Raw genomic sequence first — 21889 nt, 5'->3', positions numbered from 1 at the left:
AACTGTCCAGTACTACTTATATTCGATTAAAAAATCTGCTAAAGGAGTACGTACTTTCTTTAATTTTACCAACCAATCACCAGCTTCATCTCTATATCCCAGTGGCAATAGGGTAGTGCTTCTTAAGCCGAGTGACTTTAGATCTAGGAGCTCATCTAGTTTGGTAGCATCAAATCCTTCCATAGGAGTTGCATCAACTTTCAAAACCGCTGCTTCTGTAATTGCTACTCCAAAACCAATATAAGCCTGTTTTGCAGCATGTGTAAAACTTTGTTCAGGACTCATTGATGTAAAGTTTGCAACCATGGAGTTAACGAAGTCTGCATTTGCAGAATCTGGTAATCCACGTTCTTTATTGGCATGCGCATATACCTCTCTAACACGTTCTTCAGTGTAATTATCCCATGCGGCGAAAATTAGCAGGTGAGAACAGTCTGTGATTTGTGTTTGCCCGTAAGCTATTGCTTTGATTTTTTCTTTCCATTCTGGATTTGTTACTACGATCACCTTAAAGGGCTGTAATCCTGAAGAGGTTGGAGCCAGATGTGCTGCGGCAATAATCTGATCTACTTTTTCTTGTGGCACTTTTTCGCCATTCATTTTTTTCGTTGCGTAACGCCAGTTAAGTGCTTCTCTTATGCTCATAATATTCTTTATTTAATCATTATTACCGCTTTTAAATAACAGTGTTAGCAAATGTACTTACGTTAACGATTGGCCAGAAATACCGTTTACAGTTATGACTTTTAAATGATAAGCTCTATTTTTAAACTATTTCAGCTAGAGCGACGTTATTTATTATGCATGCATAAAGATGCCTGCGCCAAATAATCATTTAAACTCGAAGCAATGAAAAAGTCGATCCCAATTATCATTCTATTATCCATTATGGCCGCATGCTCATTTGCACAGGAGAAGGGGTTTTATATCAAGCCAACAGGTGGGTATTTCATTAAAGTTACCCCTGTAGAGTTCCCCGCAATTAACGGAGCTCCTGCGCGTGACAAGACCACAACAATTACCGGCACCGGAGCTGGGGCAACGTCTACAGTTTCTGAAACGGCCTTAACAGGGTCTTTTGGACAGGGGTTTAGAGCAGGTCTAGTTGGGGGATACCAGTTCAACAGCGTGTTAGGATTGGAGCTTGGTGTCAATTATTTCAACAGTGCAGAACAAGACATGATGAAACAAAATGTTTTCAACAACGGTGTGAATGTATTGAACTTGCATACCATTGGTAAAGTGCGAGCGCTTGACCTGGCACCCGCTTTGGTATTTAGAATACCATCAACTGGTAAATTCCAGCCCTACACAAAAGTAGGTGTGATCATTCCAGTTGCGGGTTATTTACAAATTAATACCTCGGTAAATGATCAGACTGGTCAGGTCGCTGCTTCTCAAGGGATAGCTTCCGCACCAGGAACACGTACTAATTTGGCGTTGAATCGTGAGGAGAAGATTAATCCTAATGCGACAATTGGCTTTCAAAGCGCATTGGGCTTTGACTACAAGATTAGCAATCGCGTAAGTGTATTTTCTGAGCTTGAATACAGGAATGTTTCAGTAGGGGGAAAGGACAAAGAGCTTGAAAAGTATGATGGTACGGCCACTGTAGTTTTGAATGCTACCAATGCCCCAGCAGGGTCGAGAGCACTTACGTTAAACGACCAACCTAAAGGGGATCGGGAAGTGAATTATCATAAAACTATAAATTCTGGTATGAATGTTAAAGGATCGGCCAATTACGACCCGACTAAACCTTCGGATGAATTAAGGTCTTACATTAATATTGGCGGATTAGGATTAAATGTAGGACTCAAAATAAAAATTTAGGGCTGTTAAAATGGCTATGGTTTGGCTACCATTGAAAACTATTTGATGAAATAGTTAATCTTCCTCCTCGAGGTAGATCTCATGGACAAGGAACTTGACATTAGGACTTGGTTCCAGAAGATCTTCAACATCTTCAGAATCGATGTGATAAATGGTATCGCCGGAATCGGGAATTTCAGAATTAGGAATTAATTCAAAGAACTTTATTGCGAGCTCGCTATCTAATTCGACAAGCTTGATATACGTAATTCCATTTTGCTTCCAGTCTATTAATATCTGAGCGTTAAACAATTGATAAGGGTTTTCATTTTCCATTGACAGTAAAGTTAATGTATTTGAAAACCCTTATATGTTTTACTGACTAGTTTTTCAACTTGTCTTTAAATATTTTTTCCAGTTTTTCCATTTTCGGTAGAATCACCGCACGGCAGTATGGCTGGCTACCATTTCTGTTGTAATAATCCTGGTGGTAGTTTTCTGCCACATAGAATGGAGCAGATTTAGTGATTGCCGTAACAACAGGTTTACCGAACGCGTTTTTTGTATTGAGCTCTTTTTTATACTTCTCAGCAGTTGCTTTTTGAGCGTCACTATGGTAGAAGACTACAGAACGGTATTGGGGGCCTACATCTGCACCCTGACGGTTCAAGGTTGTTGGATCATGTGTTTTCCAAAACACCTCCAATAATTCTTCGTAACTTATTTTTGCTGGATCATAGGTCAGTTCAATCACTTCGGCATGTCCTGTTGTTCCTGTACAAACATCATCATAGGAAGGATTAACAACATCGCCGCCTTCATATCCAGACCTCACAGTTACCACACCTTTAAGTCGTTGAAAAACCGCTTCTGAACACCAAAAACATCCGTTACCGAAAGTTGCTTTCTCTAATTTTTGTTTTTGGGCGTTGACGGTACTTACTGATAATAATATCAACGCAAATGCTAATAACTTTTTCATGCTTTTATATTTATCGGGAGTTACTTAATAAGTAAAACTACGTAAGCTCCTAATAAATAGATCTGCTTTTGAGACAGGAGGTTCTAAGTTTACAATCAACTGATAATGATTTTTACTCCAATTTCTCGCAATAATACTAAAAAAATTAGTATTATTGCAGTATGATTTCGCTAACTGATCCTAAAGATGAAACTAATGCCACATGGCTAAACGATCTTTATAAGGGCCTGAACACGGAAGTTTACAATGATCCGCTTTACGTCTATGCAAATCAGAAAATGGCTTTGTTAATTCGTGAGCTGTTAGACGATGGTGCATTAACAGAGGCGGAACTTTTGAAAGATGATACCTTCATCCTTAACAAGATCAGAAGCATAGTACGAGGTTTTGAAGCCATTAAAGCTATTAAAATGCAGAATGGTTACGCGGATTTTAAACGTAAAGGCAGTACTTTGAAAATAAAGCATAGATACCTAAAGCATCTGTTTTTAAATAACAGTATTCCTTTTTATTAACAATAGTTCCTAGATTTGTGTTATCACTATAAAAACAGAATGATATGTCAACACCTTATATTCCAAGTTTAGATTTGAACTCCTATATCAATGGAGACGATGTACAGCGTAAAAAGTTCTCAGATGAATTAGGTAGGGCATTTAATAATTCCGGTTTTGTCACCATTACCAACCATGGGGTAAGTCAGGAACTAATCGATAAACTTTACGAAAATATACAAGCAGCATTTAGTCTGTCTACGGATCAAAAGCAGCAATATGAAAAAGTTGAACTTGCCGGTCAGCGGGGCTATACAAGTGCTGGTAAGGAAACTGCCAAGGGTGCAAAAACAGCAGATTTGAAGGAATTCTGGCAAATCGGTCAGGAGGTGTTAGATGATGATCCGATAAAGTTCGACTATCCTGAAAATGAGTTTTTGGCAGAAATACCAGGGTTTAATGAGGTCACGAGAGAGATCTATCAGAGATTGGAAAGCAATGGTAAACACCTTCTCCGTGCGATATCAACCTATCTGGAGTTACCGTTTGACTATTTTGATCAGCATGTTCATAATGGTAATTCCATATTAAGAGGTATTCATTACTTCCCAATTCCTGATCCTGATGCTTTGCCAGACGATGCTGTACGTGCTGGTGCCCATGAGGACATTAATTTAATTACACTATTGATTGGTGCGAGTGCCGATGGGCTGGAAGTATTAACGCGCAGCGATGAGTGGCTGCCTATAAAGGCACAACATACTGATATTGTGGTAAATGTTGGTGATATGTTACAAAGATTAACAAATAATAAGCTAAGATCCACTACTCACCGTGTAGTTAATCCGCCTCTTGAGCTGATGAAAACTTCCAGGTATTCTGTTCCTTTCTTCCTGCATCCACGATCTAATATGAGCCTTGCCAGTTTAAAATCTTGCATTGACGAGGAGCACCCTAAAGTTTATACGGATATGACTGCTGGGGAGTATCTTGATGAAAGGTTGAGAGAGATCGGCTTGAAAAATTAAGCCGACTCTTGGCCTTAACCACCTGACCCCAAAATGACATCATTTAGCACCCTTGTCAATGGCTCTATTGATCACATCCTCAATCCTTCCCCTAATTTTCATATTTCCCAGTTTATCTGATACACTAGGATTTACCCTGTTCGACAGAAAAACATACACCAATCCTCTTGAAGGATCCACCCATACGCATGTCCCGGTATATCCAGTATGACCATAGGTTTGGGGAGATGCCAGTTCTGAAGGGTAGGTTTTGCTCAAGTCTGGATCCCAACGGTCGAATCCCAATCCTCTTCTACTTACAGGTGATTGCTTTTGGGTGAACATATCTACAGTAGCGGGTTTAAAATACTGCGTTCCGCCATACGTACCTTTATTTAATAACATTTGATAGATGATCGCCAGGTCATTAGCACTGGAGAATAGTCCAGCATGACCAGAAACTCCCCCAACCAAAGCGGCGCCTTGATCATGTACATATCCTACTAACAATGTTTTTCTAAAATATATATCCTGTTCGGTAGGAATGATCTGCTCTCTGGTAAATCTGTTTCTTGGTAAAAAGCCTGCGGTTTGCATACCGAGTGGCTTGTAGAAGTTATCTATTACATATTGGTTTAGCGGAACTCCACTAAGGCGTTCCACAACATCTTTCATCACGTACATGCTAATGTCGCTATATACGTACTTTCCCCTGGTTCTTATTGGCGCAGTAAGCATTTTAGGCCACATAACATCTTTAAAGTAATTTTTGCGGACATAATAGTTGTCGGCCACTTTTGTTGGAAAAGCGGCGCTTGAATCTCTACTGTAGTCGCTTGTCGTCAATGCATTATGAAATGGGATGTAAGGAATAAATCCTGCCTGATGTAGCATTACCTCACGAACCAATATTGGATTCATTGGACTTTCGCGCGCTTTCGGAATATATGCCCCGATGTTGGTGTCAAGGTTTAATTTTCCTTCCTCATACAACCGCATTACAGTAGGCGTCGTTGCAGTAGTTTTTGTTAGCGATGCAAGGTCAAAAATATCAGTGACCTTATCTGGAAGATTGCTGTCATAGGTATGGCTTCCATAAGCCTTATTGAATATTACTTTGCCATCTTTCACTACAAGTACTACTGCTCCCGGCGTGGCTTTGGCGTTGATCGCTTCATTTGCAATGGCATCGATTCCCTCAAGGTCATCCGAATTCACATTGGCATCTTCGGGCAAGGTGTATTTCAATCGTATTGGGGTTGTTGTATAGCCAGATCCTGCAGTATATTTTGGCGACAATGCGGTTATCAGACGTTTGTTAACACCGATTCCGCCAAAAATTGCTTGTGGGATAATTTCGGCAGACATAGCGTTGTTCTGCTCGGTCCAGATTATAGGGACGTGTAGGGCATCAAAAGCTGTAAGGCCGCGGCCGTCTCCAAATAATGCGATGATCACCTGCTTACTTTTCGCCAGACTAACGATGAAATTAATGTTTCTTGCATCATTGCTCGCTGCGGATGTTAGCGGAACTATGATTGTATTAAAATATTTCAAATCATCTTCCAGATCGTTAAGCGTGGTTAAATTTTGATAGTTATTGGAGTTGAAAGAACTAATTTTTGTGTATTTGTTGAGTAGACTATCGAAAGCTGACGCGTATGGAAAACCAATACTCACTGATGCAATCGTTAGTTTTTCAAGTTGTTTTACAGGAATTATATTTTCGTTGTTATTGAATAAGACCAGATTGGCCGATATATTGTTTAGGCCGGCCAGCCTCTCCATATTATCTTTATTTTTTTGTGCACAGGCATTAAACGAGCATAAAATGAGCAGGCCGAAGATGATTTTGTTCATATGGTTAAATATATAAAAAGCATACCAATTGGGGGCTTTGTAACCCAATTATGTCAAAAAGATGGCTAGAGATGCATCTTATTTTGCGTAAATTAGCAGCTTTTACCAAAGAATATACATGTCAGATATTATACAGCTTTTACCCGATAGTGTCGCCAATCAAATTGCAGCCGGTGAGGTTGTTCAGCGACCGGCATCGGCAGTAAAGGAACTTCTGGAAAATGCTATTGACGCTGGGGCGAACAAAATACAATTGATTGTTAAAGATGCCGGCAAAGCATTGATACAGGTGATAGATAACGGTTGCGGAATGAGTGTTACGGATGCGCGTATGTGTTTCGAACGGCACGCAACATCAAAAGTAAGAAAGGCAGAAGATTTGTTTGCAATTCGCACCATGGGTTTCCGTGGAGAAGCAATGGCTTCCATTGCTGCAATTGCTCAGGTGGATATGAAAACCCGTCGCCATGACGAAGAATTGGGAACTCTTATAGAGATTGAGGGCTCTGTATTTATCAAACAGGAGCCTGTAGCTACCTCGCAGGGAACCAGTATTTGCATTAAAAACCTTTTTTATAACACCCCGGCGCGCAGGAATTTTCTAAAAAGTAATCCGGCAGAAATGCGCCATATCATCGATGAGTTTCAGCGAGTAGCTATGGCACATCCAGGGGTAGCTTTTAGCTTACACCATGATGGGGTTGAGATCTATAGATTGCCCGCCTCTGCATTAAAGCAACGCATTGTGCATCTTTTTGGTAACAATTACAATGAACGGCTGATTCCCGTTGAGGAAGAAACAAGCATCATAAATCTGAAAGGCTTTATTGGTAAGCCTGAGTTTGCTAAGCGTACCCGGGGCGAGCAATTTTTCTTTGTAAACAACCGTTTTATTAAAGATCCATACCTGAACCACGCTGTGAACAGGGCCTACGAAGAGCTGCTGCCAGACGACAACTTTCCGCTGTATGTGTTGTTTATCGACATAGATCCGGCGAAGATTGATGTCAATGTACATCCTACGAAAACGGAAATAAAGTATCTGGAGGAGAAGTCAATTTATGCAATCCTGCATTCCGCGGTTAAACGCTCGCTAGGAAGGTTTAATATTAGTCCGACCATCGACTTTGATCAGGAAATAGGTTTCAGCGCGATGATCACGCATAAATCACCAGAAGAAATCGTTCCGCCGAGCATCAGTTTTAATCCGGATTTCAATCCATTTGCAGAGGAAAGGCCTTTTAGAGAAAAGGCTTACGCTAGTTTTAGTAAGAGCTATGGTGGTGGCGGCGGGATAACACCTAGCACAAAGAATTGGGGTTCGCTGTATGAGATTTCGAAGGATCAGACACTTGAGCAGCACAGCCTTAAGTTAAATGAAGATGAGCAACAGATTCCGGCTCAGAAGCAGCTGATGCAATTGCATAACCGATACATCATTTCGCAAATAAAATCTGGCTTAATGTTGATTGATCAGCAAGCGGCTCATGAACGCGTACTTTATGAGCGATTTCTACTTCATTTGGAGGATAGGAAAGGGGCTTCACAACAAAGTTTGTTTCCACAAACTGTGACTTTAAGTCCGAATGATTATGAGTTGGCGAAGAGCCTTCTTGATGACATTAAAAGTTTAGGCTTCGAAGTACGTGAATTCGGGAAAAATACGTTAGTCATTGAGGGAATTCCTGTTGATCTGGGTAGTGCAAACTTTAACGAGACGCAGCTGTTTGAGCATTTGATTGAAGGCTTTAAAAACTCCCAGCAGGATCTGAAGTTGGACAAGCGGGATGCGTTAGCGAGAAGTATGGCCAGAAACAGCGCTATTAAGAGTGGTACAGTTTTGGGTCAAGAGGAAATGAATACTTTGATAGAGCAACTTTTCGCCTGCAAAACACCTAACTTTAGCATCAGCGGAAAGCCCGTAATTCAGACCATTGCATTGCTTGAGCTGGATAAGAAATTTGAGAGATAAACTATGCTTAATAATATACAGATACCACCAGTAGTAAAGAATCTGCTGATCATTAATGTGATCTTCTTTGCGGCTAAATACATTCTTACAGCCATTAATCTCGACTATATTTTGGGAGCCTTTTACTTTGACTCACAATTTTTCAGAGTATGGCAGTTGCTAACTTATATGTTCATGCATGGTAACTTTATGCACATATTGTTCAATATGTTTGCCCTATTTACCTTTGGGGGAGTGATTGAGAACAGATGGGGAACTAAGCGATTTATAAACTTTTATCTAATTACTGGTTTTGGTGCCGTTGCACTGCAAATGGGTGTTCAGGCTTATGAAGTTTACCAGATCACCGGTTCTATTATGCATAATCCCGTTACCGTGGATATTGCACAAAATATGGCTACTGTAAATATTCCGAACATAACTCAAGAACAACGAGATACTTTAATAGGTATTTATGGATTTCCGATGGTTGGGGCATCTGGAGCTATATTTGGATTGCTGGTTGCATTTGGCATGCTTTATCCCAACTCAGAATTATATATCATGTTTATCCCTGTGCCTGTAAAAGCTAAATTTATCATACCGATCTATATAATTTTCGAATTATCTTTAGGGGTGGCTCAGGTACCTGGCGATTCAGTTGCACATTATGCGCATCTTGGGGGCGCATTGCTAGGTTTTATATTGGTAAAACTTTGGAAAGATAAGGACAATAACCGATTCTATAAATACTATGAATAACAATGTTTTTAGTGATTTAAAAGTTAAAATATTTCAATCCGGCGATCCTTCCTTTTTCTACATAGGAATCAATACGCTGATATTTGTTGTGGTCGCGCTCATCAACGTGCCATTCTTCCTTTCAGGAAATGGAGGGCTTATTTATGATGACTTTATCCGGGAATATTTTGCCTTTCCCGGAAACATCCTTTCTCAGCCCCTCCACTTTTACACCATTCTAACTTATCAGTTTTTTCATGATGGATTTTTCCATGTGCTGTTCAATATGCTTTGGCTGTATTGGATGGGACGGATTTTCCTTGATTTCTTAAAACCCAGACAATTTCATTTTGTATACCTTGTTGGTGGTCTTTTAGGTGCTGTAGTATTTGCCGGGGCCTTTAATATTTTTCCTGTTTTCAGAGAGGTCTCGGGAGCTACTGTTATTGGTTCTTCGGCTGCGGTTATGGCCATTGTAGTGGCTACGGCTACTTTAGTTCCTAATTTTTCCATTAACCTACTTTTATTTGGCGAAGTCAAATTGAAATATCTTGCGCTCGCGTACGTGGTATTGGATTTGATTGGAAGCACATCGGCTAATGCCGGAGGAAGCTTTGCCCATCTTGGAGGCGCACTGTTCGGATTTGTCTACATTAAATCACTTCAGAATGGAAGTGATTGGAGTGCTATATTTAAGAAAAAACCTAAATTGAAGGTAGTTAAGAAAGATCAACGACCCTCTCGAAATGAAGACAGTAAGAGACCATCGGTTCGTAAAAATGAAGGTTATGTTGATCAAAGGGAAATTGATGCGATTCTTGATAAGATTTCAAGGACAGGATATGATAAGCTGAGTAAGGAAGAGAAAGAAACGTTATTTAAAGCAAGCAAACATTAATGAAGAAAGCTCAGCGTACTAGTTTTCTTGACCACTTTACGCGCATAATAGGGGTGATTTTTTCTTTTGCATTGATTCTAGCGTGTGTAGCAGGTAAAATTGATCCCAGGGATTCTAAGTACATTCCATTTTTCGGCCTTGCTTACCCTTATTTGCTCATGATAAATGCAGCAATGATCGTATGGTGGCTCTTCACGAAGAAATGGTATATGGCTTGCACTTCCCTTTTGGTTATATTGATTGGCTGGCAAGCTTTCAACGCCTCCTTTGGTTTTTTTGGCAACAAAGGCATCGGTCCAAAAACTGATACTGGTGCGATTAGAATGATGACCTATAACGTTCATAGTTTCAGACCTTACGGCGAAGAAGTGATAGAAACTGTGAAGGAACAGATGCTTGATCTGATAGAAGGGGAGCATCCCGATATTATATGTTTTCAGGAGTTTTTTACCCGTTATAAAGGCCCATACAATATCACCGATAGCCTTAAGCAATCTTTGAAGATCAGGAACGTTTTCTTTGTGCCAATTTCACAGAATGAGTATGAGGCAAATGGCCTTGCTATTTTCTCCAGATATCCCATTATTAACAAAGGTCAGATCGACTTCAGGGAACATAGGAATGGCAATACCTGTATCTGGGTAGATATCCAGACGCCAACAAAAGTTATCCGTGTTTACAACGTACATCTACAATCGATCGCATTCGATAAACAGGACTATAATTACCTCGATAAAATTAAAAATAAAATGGATCCAGAACTCTCTTCCTCCAAACGTATTTTATCGATGCTTAAACTTGCCTTCCGCAAACGAAGTGAACAGGTAGATTATATGCAAGCGAGTATGCGGAATTGCAGAATTCCCTATATTATAGCGGGCGATTTCAATGATACCCCTGCTTCCTACGCGGTTACAAAACTCACTTCCTATTTAAACAATAGCTTTGTGAAAGAGGGTACAGGTTTTGGACGTACCTACAATGGAAAATTCCCTAATTTTCAAATTGACTATATCTCCACAACACAAAATATTGATATCCTAAACCATAATGTTATTGAGGCCAAATTGTCAGATCATTTTCCTGTTCGCAGCGATCTTAAATTAAAGCCCTAAAATATTTACATTTGCAGCATGAATACAAGCTTACAGCTATATAATACCCTCACACGTAAGAAAGAACCATTTGAACCCCTGCATGCGCCGAACGTTGGAATGTATGTATGTGGCCCTACTGTTTACAGTGACGTGCATTTAGGTAACTGTCGTACTTTTATTTCATTTGATTTAATATTCAGGTACCTGAAGTACAGCGGGTTCAAAGTTAGATATGTAAGAAACATTACTGATGCCGGTCACTTAGAAGGGGATCGTGATGAAGGTGATGATAAATTTGCCAAAAGGGCGAAGCTTGAGCAATTGGAACCAATGGAAGTCGTGCAGAAATATACGCTAGGTTTCCATGATGTTTTAAGGGTTTTCAATACGTTGCCACCAAGCATTGAGCCAACAGCGACCGGTCACATCATGGAGCAGATAGAGATGATCAAAGAGATCATCAATAATGGGTATGCATATGAGGTTAACGGGACCATTTATTTTGATGTAGAAAAGTATAGTAAAGAATATAACTACACCATACTTACCAACAGAAATTTGGAAGATATGCTTGCCAATACCCGTGAGCTTGGTGGTCAGGACGATAAACGTGGGAGGTTAGATTTTGCATTATGGATAATGGCAAAGCCTGAAACTATTATGCGTTGGCCTTCTCCGTGGGGCGTAGGATTTCCCGGATGGCACATTGAATGTTCAGCGATGAGTGCAAAGTACTTAGGTGATGAGTTCGATATTCATGGTGGAGGAATGGATCTTGCAGCAACACACCATACCAATGAAATTGCGCAGTCTGAAGCTTACAGTCATAAACAGCCCGCTAAATACTGGATGCATACCAACATGCTTACCGTAAATGGCTCAAGAATGTCGAAGTCCTTGGGCAATGGATTCCTGCCTGGCGAGCTTTTTACGGGTGACCATTCCATGCTGAAGAAAGGATTTAGTCCGATGACGGTGAAGTTCTTCATGTTGCAGGCACACTATCGCAGTACCTTGGATTTTTCAAATGAGGCATTGGATGCCTCAGAAAAAGGTTTCAGAAGATTGATGAATGCAGTCAATTTGTTGGGAAGACTAATTCCATCTGATACCAGTGATTTTGAAATTCAATCGCTAGCAGATAACTGTCTTAAGGCTATGAATGATGATTTTAATAGTCCGGTGGTTATTGCTGAGTTGTTTGAGGCGGTCCGTATCATTAATACTGTTCATGATGGCAAAGCAAAGATCTCTGCAGAAGAATTGGTTAAGCTCAAGAAGTTAATTAATGATTTCGTGTTTGATATCTTTGGGCTTAAAGATGAAGATAGCGCAAATACTGAACTTAACTCAGTTCTAGATTTGGTAATTGATATTCGTAAATCTGCCAAAGAAAACAAAGATTACGCAACTTCTGATAAAATTAGAGTCGGCTTACATGAGATGGGTATCCTGCTTAAAGATAGTAAGGAAGGTACTACCTGGAACAAAATCTAATCCTTAAAACCCTATATTTGTCTTGTTAATCAACACAATTATGACAACAAAATTCCTTTATACCGTTATTGCTTCTTTAATTACTCTAGGTGCTTATGCTCAGAAATCTGACGGAACAACAAAATCATTAGTTAAAGCTGAGCTGGAGTTTGCAGAAAGCCTGGCTAAGAACGGTTCAAAAACTGCATACACTACATTTGCTGCTAATGATGCCTTGGTGTTTAGGCCTAATCCGGTCAATGCAAAGACTTTCTATGGGGCACAGCCAGAATCTACTGATGTAGTATGGATTCCGGTATATGCAAAAGTATCAAGAAGTGGTGACTTTGGATTTACTACTGGGCCCTTCACGGTAGCTGTTAAAGAATACGGCCAATATTTTTCTATTTGGAAGGTAGTAAATGGTAAATGGGAACTGGCTCTTGATCTTGGCGTTTCACACAATAAGCCATTAAATAAAGTTAGAACTCAATTCATCGAGCCGAATGACTTCTATAAGCCTAAGTTTCTTAATGATAAACAGAGACAAACAGGAGCTGAGATCATCGGGACTACTGAAGAGACGTTGAATACATTGCTAAAGACGCATGGTGTTTCTGCATTTGCAGGTTTTGCTAACCATGATGTGAGGGTTCTGTTCCCCGGCTATGAACCGATTATCGGTAAAGACAAGGCTGTTGCCTTTTTCAATAGTATGTTTGCAAAAGTTTCTTTAAAAAGAACAAAGGTTGTTAAGGCTGATGGAGGTGATTTGGCATATACTTACGGTGTTGCAGCAATCGATTATAAAGCAGATTTAAGAGAAAGCTTTCATTATGTATTTGTTTACGAGCGTCAGCCTGATGCGATGTGGAACCTGATATCCATAGTATTTGCGCCAGCAGAACGCTAGTATGAGAAGTTATGTGTTTCTTGTATTGATGCTCTTGGGCTCGTTTACAGCGTCTGCTCAGAAGTTTGATCTGCAAGGGAATCGCGGTGCAAGAGGAATCATGCCTGAAAACACCATTACCGGAATGTTAAGGGCATTGGAGCTCGGGGTGACCACATTAACAATGAATGCTGTTATTTCTAAAGATAAGATGGTGGTGTTATCTCAAGAACCATACTTTAACCATGAGTTTAGCACACAGCCAAATGGTAAGCCAATCACATTGAAGAATCAAAAGACTTTCAATATTTATAAAATGGATTATGAAGAAGTTAAAAAGTTCGATGTTGGTCTGAAGGTTCACAACAGGTTTCCTTATCAGCAGAAATACCCTGCTTATAAACCTTTATTAGAAGAGACGATCGTTGCTGTGGAAGATTATGTAAAGACAAACAAGCTTCCGAAGCCAGAATACAGCATTGAAACAAAGACGATTCCAAAGGGAGATAATATATTCCAACCAGAAGCTGAGGAATTCGTAGAGCTCATTATGGCGGTAGTCAATAAGCATAAGCTAGCAAAACGGGTAACTATACAGTCCATCGATAGAAGGACGCTCCAATATCTTCACGAGCACTATCCGAAAATTAAGACCTCTTTGATGGTCGATGAAAAGGTTGATTTCGTGCAGAATATTGAAGAATTGGGTTTTAAGCCAACAGTTTATAGTCCAACAGCAGCTTTAGTAGGTAAGGGTTTAGTGGATCGTTGCCATAAGGCAGGAGTTAAGATTATTCCCTGGACCGTAAATACGGTCAAGGATATGAAAGATTTGATCTTTTTAGGCGTAGATGGAGTCGTAACTGACTATCCAAATATTTATCAGAAAATAAAGGAAGAATAACGCTAAAATAGCTTTTTGATAATGTGCTCAATCGATAAACCTTCTGCTTCAGCTCTGTAATTACGAACTATACGATGGCGCAGAATTGACGCTGCAACAGCCTGAACATCTTCTATGTCGGGTGAATATTTTCCAGTAATCGCCGCATGACATTTAGCCCCTACAACAAGAAATTGTGACGCTCTTGGACCTGCTCCCCAACTTATATATTTGTTCACGTCTTCTGTAGCTAGAGTTGAATTAGGTCTGGTTTTACCAACTAACTTAACCGCATATTCGACTACATTATCTGTAATAGGGATATTTCTGATCAGTTTTTGAAAGTATTGAATCTGAGCGGCATTAATGATTTTTTTCAACTCGACAGTTCTGTTACTGGTTGTATTTTTCACGATGGTCAGCTCATCTTCGAAAGATGGATACCCCAAATGGATGTTAAACATGAACCGGTCCAATTGTGCTTCAGGCAGGGGATAGGTTCCTTCTTGTTCAATAGGATTTTGCGTGGCAAGCACAAAGAATGGGTTGGGAAGTACGTGGCGCAAGCCGGCAGCGGTAATAGCCTTCTCCTGCATCGCTTCAAGTAGGGCTGCCTGAGTTTTTGGAGGTGTCCTATTGATCTCGTCTGCTAAGATAATATTAGAAAATATAGGGCCTGGGATGAACTTGAAACTTCTATCTTCCGCCAGGATTTCTGCTCCTATAATATCGCTTGGCATCAAATCAGGCGTGAATTGGATTCTATTGAAGTTCAAATCCATTACACCTGCTACTGTCTGAACCAGTAAGGTTTTTGCGAGTCCTGGTACGCCTACCAATAAGCAATGCCCGTTACTGAAAATAGATATTAGTACAGATTTGATAACTCCATCCTGTCCAATAACAATTTTGCCTATTTCAGAACTGATGTTTTTGAACGCCTCATGAAGGGCGTCTACTGCTTTAATATCATTCTCAAATTGCATACATGGATTAGTTTTTAGCGGTAGCTTCCTTTTGCCAAACCTTAAGTTCGTTACAAGTACCGTATTCGCTATCGATCCTAATGTAAGTATTTTCTCTTCTCTTTTCAAACCATTCGCTCATGATTCTATTTACCTTATCTTCCTGAGCTCTTTCTTTAAATTTGGCATAATCCTGTTCTAAACTTCCTTTATGAGGAGCAACTTTAGATTTTAGATAAAGAATTTTGTAGCCTTCTTTTCCATCATCAGGACTAGTGAATGCAACTGGTTTAGAGAATCCGCCTACTTTCATGGTATCAGCGACAAGGAACACAGCTGGATCAAGTTTGTCAGCTGGGATAAAGGTCGTTCTTGCGGTAACCCTATCCGCATATAATATCATCCCGCCGTTGTATTGAGAGTCCTTGTTATCCGAGTATTGCGATGCAGCAAAGGCGAAAGGAATTTTCTTGTCCATCAGATTTTTGTATATGGTATCAGCCTGTAACTTTATGCGTTCCAGGCTTTCTGGGGTATTTTTAGGTCTTACCAATATATGACGTGCCTGGACTTGTTCACCCCTGCGTTCAATTACCTGAAGAATGTGATACCCTGCTTCAGTTTCAAATACAGGTGATATCTCCCCTGGTTTTAATTTAAAGGCCCAAGCCGTAAATTCTTTAAACATTTTAGTGCGGTCAAAGAAACCAAGGTCTCCACCATCAGGTGCTGAGCCTGGATCTTCTGAGTAAGATTTAGCCAGGAATCCAAAATCTTCTCCACTTTTAACCCTCAATCTAAAAGCATCAATCTTATCGTAAAATCTTTGTTTCTCCGCCTTTGTAAGTTTAGGATGTAGCACAATTTCGCCTACCTCAAATTCAGTTGGGATATCAGGTAAGCTATCTTTTGGATACGAATCAAAGTATTTTTTAACCTCAAGAGGAGTGATACTTACATCCTGGGTGATTTTTGCCTGCATCTTCTGAGAAATCATCTGCTCTTTAATTTCAGGTCTGATCTCGTCTTTGTACTGAAGTACTGAACGATTTAAAAATTGCTCCAAACGTTCTTGTCCTCCCGCACGTTGGATTTGCATGCGCATTCTCTTATCAACTTCATCATCGACCTGGGCCTCTTCCACATAAACTGAATCTATTTCAGCCTGTAGCTTTAATAATTTGTTTCCCAACATATCTCTCAAGATTAAGCATTTAAAGCTTTCATTTGCCGGATTGCCTTGATTCAAATGCTGGGCGTATTGCTGATTGAGTTCAGATAATAATATGATATTGCTACCTAGTACTGCAACTACTTTGTCCAGATTTTTCTTTGGTAACTGTTGTGATTTTACATTAAAAAACAAGCAGGTAAGTACACTTGCGATTGCTAAAAATTTCTTCATTATTGGAGTCTTCAATTGTATTCTGTGTTGCAAAATTATCAAAAATGTTCTATGGCTTAGCCATTTTCTTTATTTGTTGCTGGTTTACTTTAATCGTGTACTTATTTCTAAGTGCATTTATCCATTCCTGTTCAAGCTTAAGCTGAGCTTCTCCATCCTGTGCTTTATTCCAAATCTTCAGTTCTGAAATATTGAACATCAAAACAGCCTCCTTATACTCGTTCATCACAAAAGTGTATTCTGCACTTTTTTCCGAAAGTCTTCTCTGCGCCTGTAATGCAGTCTCATACTTCTTTACTTCAGCCAAATAAGAGGTATCCTTGTCCAGCTTCAATTCCATTGCATCTAATACCTTTAATTTGAAATTGATATAAAGGTGCAAGTAAGCTATCAAATCTTCGTAAGAGACGTTGGCAATGCCCCTATGGTTCTTTTTATACGTCCAAATAAACTCTTTGCTCTGTATTGCTTTTCCATTTACAATTGCTACATTTTGAGCAAAACCAACAGTACCAAAAAGGCAAAGAATAGCTACACAGTAAATTTTTCTCACAAGAGATTTATGGTATAAAATTTAAGGCATAAAAGTAACAAATAAAGGCACTATTAGGAGATATTTAACTAATTTTAACAGAAAAAGAAATTCCTATAAATGCCTGGTCAACTTACAACAAACGGTGATGCGTTGCGATTATTCTTTACTGAAGACGTTTACCTTATAAATGAACCAAGTATCACCTGGGGCCTCCCACCAGAGCCTTCCACATTACCTCCAGTAGAACAGGAGCTTATTGTATTGCCGCTTTCCGCATCAGCAAAACCTAAACCCAATCCTGATTTTAATTTTTTAGGGGGTAATAAACGTAATATTCTAATTCTTGTAAATGATGAAGATAATGATGTGAGTGATGAATTGGGACGGGAGCTCTTAAGAAAGATTGTCAAGTCAATTAATCTGGTAACTGTTGATTTCGCACTAATTAATTACGCAAAGTACAAAGGGGCAAGCTTTCACGACCTCCGCGACTTTTTCAAGAGTTCGTTGATATTTTCATTCGGAGTAGAACCTTCCCATCTCGGCCTGACTTATCATCCTTCAAACACAGTTGTTTTGGAAGGCGCCGTCAGATTGATTTTTTCAAAGGAGCTTCGAAAACTTGATGCCGATCTTCTGGTTAAGAAAGCACTTTGGGGAGTTATTCAAAAGCTGACAATTTAATGAGAGAACTAGTATTTGCGACGAATAATCAATACAAGGCAGAGGAGGTTGGTAACCTGCTATCTGGTCAGTATAAAGTATTAAGTCTTAAAGCTATTGGCTGCGATGAAGATATACCTGAAACGGGGAGCACCTTTGCAGAGAATGCCGCTTTGAAGAGCAAATATGTATTTGAGCACTTCAGTTTAAATTGCTTTGGTGACGACAGCGGGTTGCAGATCGATGCTTTAAATGATGAGCCAGGAATCTTTTCTGCAAGATATTCAGGATCCCGTAATGATAAAGAAAACCTCGATTTTGTACTGCAGAAAATGCTCGGAGTTAGCAATAGGAATGCAAGGTTTACGACGGTAATATGTCTCTATCAAGGCGGTCAAAACTATTTCTTTGAGGGAAGTGTGGAGGGTACAATCAGAGCTGTTCCGGTGGGGGATAAAGGCTTTGGTTACGATCCTATATTTCAACCAAATGGATATGCAATTACCTTCGCAGAGATGACCACTGAACAGAAGAACCAAATCAGCCATCGCGCAATTGCTATGAAAAAGCTTATTACTTTTTTAAAGGGTCAACCTTCTTCCTAAGTAAAGTATCCGTTTTCTTAATCAAGCTATCTACTTGCCTGAGGTCTTTGGCAGCAGGGATCGGAATAGGGTTTTTACCAATGACAGACTTAATCGTTGAGGTCACATTCTTTTTGGTAATGATCGGCTTTTTCGCGGGGGCTACCTTAGTAGCTGTCGTCAGTTTGCTGGTTTTGGGTGATGTTTTGGATGTTAATTTTCCATTAATGGCCTCTTTTTTAGAAAGAATTCTCAATTTAGGCTGCCACGTAAATCCCGTAAGTTTCACATCTTCTTTTAATTCAGCAATTGGGGTTCTAACACCTTCAGGATCTCTAATTGCCAAAATTCTACTAACCTCTTTATTTTTGAATAAAACCTTGATCCTGCTGCTGACCGTCTGGTTCATTTCAATATAGACACTATCCTTATTCCGGTTATAGTATACACTCTCGGCATTTCCATCAACAAATAAATTACTCAATTCACCATTTGTAAAGAATCCGGTGATCACTTTCCCTTTAACCTGATTAAACAACTTAGCAGAATCGGAATTCACATTTACCACGAATGCATTTTGAATAACTTGTAGCGTTTTGAGCTTGTTGTTTTTTAGCCTTAAGAAAATAGTATCGCCGGTTTGTTGAGAACCCTGGGACCATAGTATTGGCTTTCCGTACCACCTCAGAGTGGAATCTGCAGCAGTGTAGAAAAGTGAGTCTGCAACGGCCTGCATATTGGTTTTATACACTCTCACATTGTGATAGGCCTTGATAACACGAGTCTTTACTGTATCTAAAGGATTTGTTGAGATGGTATCATTTCGTTTGAGGTTGGCTGTCGCTTTAGCAACGGCAGCTCCTTTAATACTGGGTTTTGCTAACGTAGTATCTATGGGCTTCGTAATTTTCAAGCTTGGTGCGGTTTTGGTTTTGAGCGAGTCTTTTGCAGCTACTACTGCTACAGTCTTGATGGGAATGCTGTCTTTCAGTAAGCTATCCTTTGGGATCTCATTTTTAGAAGTATCAGGAACCACTTCTTTTGCTGCCTTTTGTTCCGCTTTTAAAGGTTTTTTAATTGCAGGAGGAATATTGGGTGCTTTTCCAGTTATTGATTTTGGCCGCGTTGCAGATTTTCTACTTTGGGAGTTTTCTTCCGCTTCACCAAGTTCGTTGTCTTTCTGAAGCGTAGGAGAAGATATGAGTCTTAGTGTTTTTCGGAGCACCATTTGTGTTTCTAATGTGTCTGCACCCATCCAAAGGCTATCTGGCTGCAGGTTGTTTTTTACTTTAATAGAATCCTTTGTGCCCATTCCCACATATGCATTCTTAGTGACGACGGCCTTCTCACCAAGCTTATAGTAATACCCAAGTTGTCCGTAAAGCACAGTTTTATCAGAAGTATCTTTAAAAACAATATTTTTAACCGCCTTGCCGTACCCTGCCTTGCCATCGTAATAAAGGCTGTCTCCTTTTAAAGATTTGCTGGCATTGGTGTAAAGATTTTTCTTTCCAAAATAAGCGTATTCAGTCTTGGTATTGTAAGCACCGTTCTCGGTGTAAAGATTGTCGTCCTTGCCCTTTATATTGGTCGGCCCATAAAAATATGCCCAGTTTGATAAGGTGTTGTACCGCAGTGTGTCAGAGGTAATTCTGCTCTGTGGCGAAACTACCAGAACATTATATCTAAAATAGGCATCACGACTATTCGAAAAGTAATATCCGTTTTTACTGGTTAGGGTCACATCCTTGTTGACAATCTTTCCGCCCTCAACATATGTACCTACTTTACTGCCCATGTTGTAGTCAAGTGTGTTGGTTGTTAGTACGTTCTCTTTGTCAACCATCCGAACGTTACTAGTAAGGTGTGCTACTTTTGTATTTCCGTCGTAAGTAAGAAAATCTGAATAAATATTAATGGTGTCTCCCTGGTTGATATGTACATTTCTAAAGGCCTCAAAAACGTTCCTATTCTCGTAAAAAACTGCACTATCAGCCGTTAAGGTTGCATTTTCATGTCTGAAAACGGGAAATTTCAAATAAGTTATTTCCCCCTGCAATTTACCGGTTTTATTGTCTTCCAATTTTATCTTCGTTTTCTGTTGCGCAAGCAAGGATAACGGAAGGATTAAGGCCAGGATTAAGAGCTGAATTCTTTGCACATTACAAAGTTAAGTTTTTGAAAGCAATTTTTTTTATTATCGGTATTAACGTGGTTAATGTGTTATCAGATTGTCTATGGAAAGTCATTTGCAGAATAATTGTAATAACTTAAATTAAATTATATTTGAACTCATGCTGCCGCTTCAAAACTTTAACGATTTCATTTTACAAAACAACCTTTTTTCTAAAGAAGGCAATATTTTGCTCGCAGTTAGCGGCGGTAAAGATTCTGTTTTAATGGTGCATCTTTTTAAAGAAGCTGGTTATACTTTTTCTGTCGCGCATTGTAACTTCAATTTGAGAGGAGATGAATCTCAAAGAGATGAGAATTTTGTTCGCATGCTGACAAGCATTGTTGAGGTTCCCTTTTATGTCAAGCAATTTGACACTATATCCTACGCGAATAAGGAGAAAATTTCTACACAGATGGCTGCCAGAGACCTACGCTACGAATGGTTCGAAGAGTTGAGAATCCAGCATGAATTTGACCTGATTTCACTGGCACAACATCAGGATGATGCTATTGAGACTGTGATACTAAACCTTACCAGAGGAACAGGGATTGCAGGTTTGCATGGCATATTGCCTAAAAGAGATCACCTAATACGGCCTTTGCTATTTTTGTCCAGAGCACAAATAGATTTGGTTATAAAGGAAAATGCGATTGATTACGTTGAGGATAGTTCGAACTTAACCTCAAGCTATGCCCGTAATAAAATTAGACGTCAGGTGCTGCCATTGCTTAAGGAGCTTAACCCAAATCTGGAGCACACCTTTATGCAAAATATATGTCGTTTTAGAGAAACAGAGATAGTTTTGCAACAGGTTGTAGCATCTCTGACTAAGGACTTGCTTGTAGAGAAAAACACGGCAATACATCTTTCTATAAAAATTATAAAACGCCTTCATCCTCAGAAGTTATTGCTATTCGAGCTACTTAAGCCATATGGATTTACCGAGACGGTATTGGATAATTTAATTTTAAGTGTTGATGGACAAAGTGGTGCCGTATTTTATAGCACCACGCATCAGCTAATTGTTGACAGAAAGGATGTTATCATCGTCAAAATTTCAGGCAAACAAGAAGAGGAAATTTGTTTCATCCATCCTCATGATGACCATGTGACCTTTCTGGATCAAAAAATATCAGTCTCTTACAGCCATGTCGCTCACTTCGATAACGAACCGAATAGGGCTTTTATCGATGTAAGAAAGTTGATCTACCCATTGATTTTTAGGTCTAGGCAAGAAGGGGACAAATTCATTCCTTTGGGCATGACTACCTACAAGAAATTGAGCAATTTCTTTGTCGATAAGAAGGTTCCTTTAAACGAAAAGGAGCTTGCACCAATTTTAGTAAATGGTAATGGTGAAATTATATGGATAGGCGGTTATCGCCAGGATGATAGGTTTAAAGTAACGGGAAGTACTACGGGTGTAGCTGTGTTCGAATTAATGAAAGGTTAACATCAGCTTAAAAAA

Annotated in this window: 21 protein-coding genes; 13 read left to right on the top strand and 8 right to left on the bottom strand. The window is 39.6% G+C overall.

Going from position 1 to position 21889, the window contains the following annotated elements; translation table 11 throughout:
- Window positions 1-12: 12 nt before the first annotated feature.
- The gene (locus tag ACHFIZ_RS08995) at window positions 13-645 is read right to left on the bottom strand and encodes an NAD(P)H-dependent oxidoreductase (protein ID WP_410884981.1); all 633 of its coding nucleotides are present in this window, start codon (window positions 643-645) and stop codon (window positions 13-15) included.
- A 204-nt stretch (window positions 646-849) separates the two neighbouring features.
- Between ACHFIZ_RS08995 and ACHFIZ_RS08990 the strand changes: the two genes are divergently transcribed.
- Window positions 850-1833, top strand: coding sequence for an outer membrane beta-barrel protein (locus tag ACHFIZ_RS08990; RefSeq protein WP_410884979.1), 984 nt, complete (start codon window positions 850-852; stop codon window positions 1831-1833).
- 54 nt (window positions 1834-1887) lie between these two features.
- Here ACHFIZ_RS08990 and ACHFIZ_RS08985 read toward each other — a convergent pair whose 3' ends face one another.
- Window positions 1888-2148 carry a hypothetical protein gene (locus tag ACHFIZ_RS08985; protein WP_410884977.1) on the bottom strand — a complete coding sequence of 87 codons (261 nt, stop codon included), beginning with the start codon at window positions 2146-2148 and terminating at the stop codon, window positions 1888-1890.
- A 46-nt stretch (window positions 2149-2194) separates the two neighbouring features.
- Complete coding sequence (gene msrA, locus ACHFIZ_RS08980) at window positions 2195-2794, bottom strand: peptide-methionine (S)-S-oxide reductase MsrA (RefSeq protein ID WP_410884975.1); 600 nt, start codon at window positions 2792-2794, stop codon at window positions 2195-2197.
- A gap of 161 nt (window positions 2795-2955) precedes the next feature.
- Between msrA and ACHFIZ_RS08975 the strand changes: the two genes are divergently transcribed.
- On the top strand, window positions 2956-3309 hold the full coding sequence (locus ACHFIZ_RS08975) for a hypothetical protein (protein ID WP_410884973.1): 354 nt from the start codon (window positions 2956-2958) through the stop codon (window positions 3307-3309).
- Between the two features lie 44 nt (window positions 3310-3353).
- A complete protein-coding gene (locus ACHFIZ_RS08970; protein ID WP_410884971.1) occupies window positions 3354-4316 on the top strand; it encodes an isopenicillin N synthase family dioxygenase in 963 nt (320 codons plus the stop codon).
- Window positions 4317-4355: 39 nt separating this feature from the next.
- Here the strand turns inward: ACHFIZ_RS08970 and ACHFIZ_RS08965 are convergent, their stop codons facing one another.
- Window positions 4356-6155: a serine hydrolase domain-containing protein gene (locus ACHFIZ_RS08965; RefSeq protein WP_410884969.1), complete on the bottom strand. Its 1800-nt coding sequence runs from the start codon at window positions 6153-6155 to the stop codon at window positions 4356-4358.
- Window positions 6156-6273: 118 nt separating this feature from the next.
- Here ACHFIZ_RS08965 and mutL point away from each other — a divergent pair, with 118 nt between their 5' ends.
- The 7 genes from mutL to ACHFIZ_RS08930 are packed head-to-tail and all read left to right on the top strand — an operon-like array spanning window position 6274 to window position 14114.
- Window positions 6274-8127: a DNA mismatch repair endonuclease MutL gene (mutL, locus tag ACHFIZ_RS08960; RefSeq protein ID WP_410884967.1), complete on the top strand. Its 1854-nt coding sequence runs from the start codon at window positions 6274-6276 to the stop codon at window positions 8125-8127.
- Window positions 8128-8130: 3 nt separating this feature from the next.
- On the top strand, window positions 8131-8868 hold the full coding sequence (locus tag ACHFIZ_RS08955; RefSeq protein ID WP_410884965.1) for a rhomboid family intramembrane serine protease: 738 nt from the start codon (window positions 8131-8133) through the stop codon (window positions 8866-8868).
- A complete protein-coding gene (locus tag ACHFIZ_RS08950; protein ID WP_410884963.1) occupies window positions 8861-9745 on the top strand; it encodes a rhomboid family intramembrane serine protease in 885 nt (294 codons plus the stop codon). The genes ACHFIZ_RS08955 and ACHFIZ_RS08950 overlap by 8 nt, the downstream gene beginning before the upstream one ends.
- Window positions 9745-10860 (top strand): endonuclease/exonuclease/phosphatase family protein, encoded by a 1116-nt coding sequence (locus ACHFIZ_RS08945; protein ID WP_410884961.1) that lies wholly within the window; start codon window positions 9745-9747, stop codon window positions 10858-10860. Before ACHFIZ_RS08950 ends, ACHFIZ_RS08945 begins: the two co-directional genes overlap by 1 nt.
- Window positions 10861-10878: 18 nt before the next feature.
- Window positions 10879-12339, top strand: coding sequence for a cysteine--tRNA ligase (gene cysS, locus ACHFIZ_RS08940; RefSeq protein ID WP_410884959.1), 1461 nt, complete (start codon window positions 10879-10881; stop codon window positions 12337-12339).
- Between the two features lie 40 nt (window positions 12340-12379).
- Window positions 12380-13231 (top strand): nuclear transport factor 2 family protein, encoded by an 852-nt coding sequence (locus ACHFIZ_RS08935; protein WP_410884957.1) that lies wholly within the window; start codon window positions 12380-12382, stop codon window positions 13229-13231.
- 1 nt (window position 13232) lies between these two features.
- A complete protein-coding gene (locus ACHFIZ_RS08930; protein ID WP_410884955.1) occupies window positions 13233-14114 on the top strand; it encodes a glycerophosphodiester phosphodiesterase family protein in 882 nt (293 codons plus the stop codon).
- 2 nt (window positions 14115-14116) lie between these two features.
- On the opposite strand, the gene ACHFIZ_RS08925 is transcribed toward ACHFIZ_RS08930, so the two are convergent.
- From ACHFIZ_RS08925 to ACHFIZ_RS08915, 3 genes are read right to left on the bottom strand one after another with little or no spacing between them, the layout of a single operon-like run.
- On the bottom strand, window positions 14117-15079 hold the full coding sequence (locus ACHFIZ_RS08925; RefSeq protein WP_410884953.1) for an AAA family ATPase: 963 nt from the start codon (window positions 15077-15079) through the stop codon (window positions 14117-14119).
- A gap of 7 nt (window positions 15080-15086) precedes the next feature.
- Complete coding sequence (locus ACHFIZ_RS08920; protein ID WP_410884951.1) at window positions 15087-16463, bottom strand: peptidylprolyl isomerase; 1377 nt, start codon at window positions 16461-16463, stop codon at window positions 15087-15089.
- A 49-nt stretch (window positions 16464-16512) separates the two neighbouring features.
- Window positions 16513-17016, bottom strand: coding sequence for a hypothetical protein (locus ACHFIZ_RS08915; RefSeq protein WP_410884949.1), 504 nt, complete (start codon window positions 17014-17016; stop codon window positions 16513-16515).
- 99 nt (window positions 17017-17115) lie between these two features.
- Between ACHFIZ_RS08915 and ACHFIZ_RS08910 the strand changes: the two genes are divergently transcribed.
- Window positions 17116-17682 (top strand): hypothetical protein, encoded by a 567-nt coding sequence (locus tag ACHFIZ_RS08910; protein WP_410884947.1) that lies wholly within the window; start codon window positions 17116-17118, stop codon window positions 17680-17682.
- Window positions 17682-18266, top strand: a complete 585-nt coding sequence (gene rdgB / locus ACHFIZ_RS08905) for an RdgB/HAM1 family non-canonical purine NTP pyrophosphatase (RefSeq protein ID WP_410884945.1) — start codon at window positions 17682-17684, stop codon at window positions 18264-18266. Before ACHFIZ_RS08910 ends, rdgB begins: the two co-directional genes overlap by 1 nt.
- On the opposite strand, the gene ACHFIZ_RS08900 is transcribed toward rdgB, so the two are convergent.
- The gene (locus ACHFIZ_RS08900) at window positions 18235-20406 is read right to left on the bottom strand and encodes an OstA-like protein (protein WP_410884943.1); all 2172 of its coding nucleotides are present in this window, start codon (window positions 20404-20406) and stop codon (window positions 18235-18237) included. The genes rdgB and ACHFIZ_RS08900 overlap by 32 nt on opposite strands.
- A gap of 133 nt (window positions 20407-20539) precedes the next feature.
- Between ACHFIZ_RS08900 and tilS the strand changes: the two genes are divergently transcribed.
- A complete protein-coding gene (gene tilS / locus ACHFIZ_RS08895; protein ID WP_410884941.1) occupies window positions 20540-21874 on the top strand; it encodes a tRNA lysidine(34) synthetase TilS in 1335 nt (444 codons plus the stop codon).
- The last annotated feature ends 15 nt before the right edge of the window (window positions 21875-21889 follow it).

The sequence above is a fragment of the Pedobacter sp. JCM 36344 genome (assembly GCF_046546555.1).
Lineage (GTDB): Bacteria > Bacteroidota > Bacteroidia > Sphingobacteriales > Sphingobacteriaceae > Pedobacter.
The sequence above is the reverse complement of the archived record's forward strand: the minus strand, read 5'-3'. Positions and strand labels throughout refer to the sequence as shown.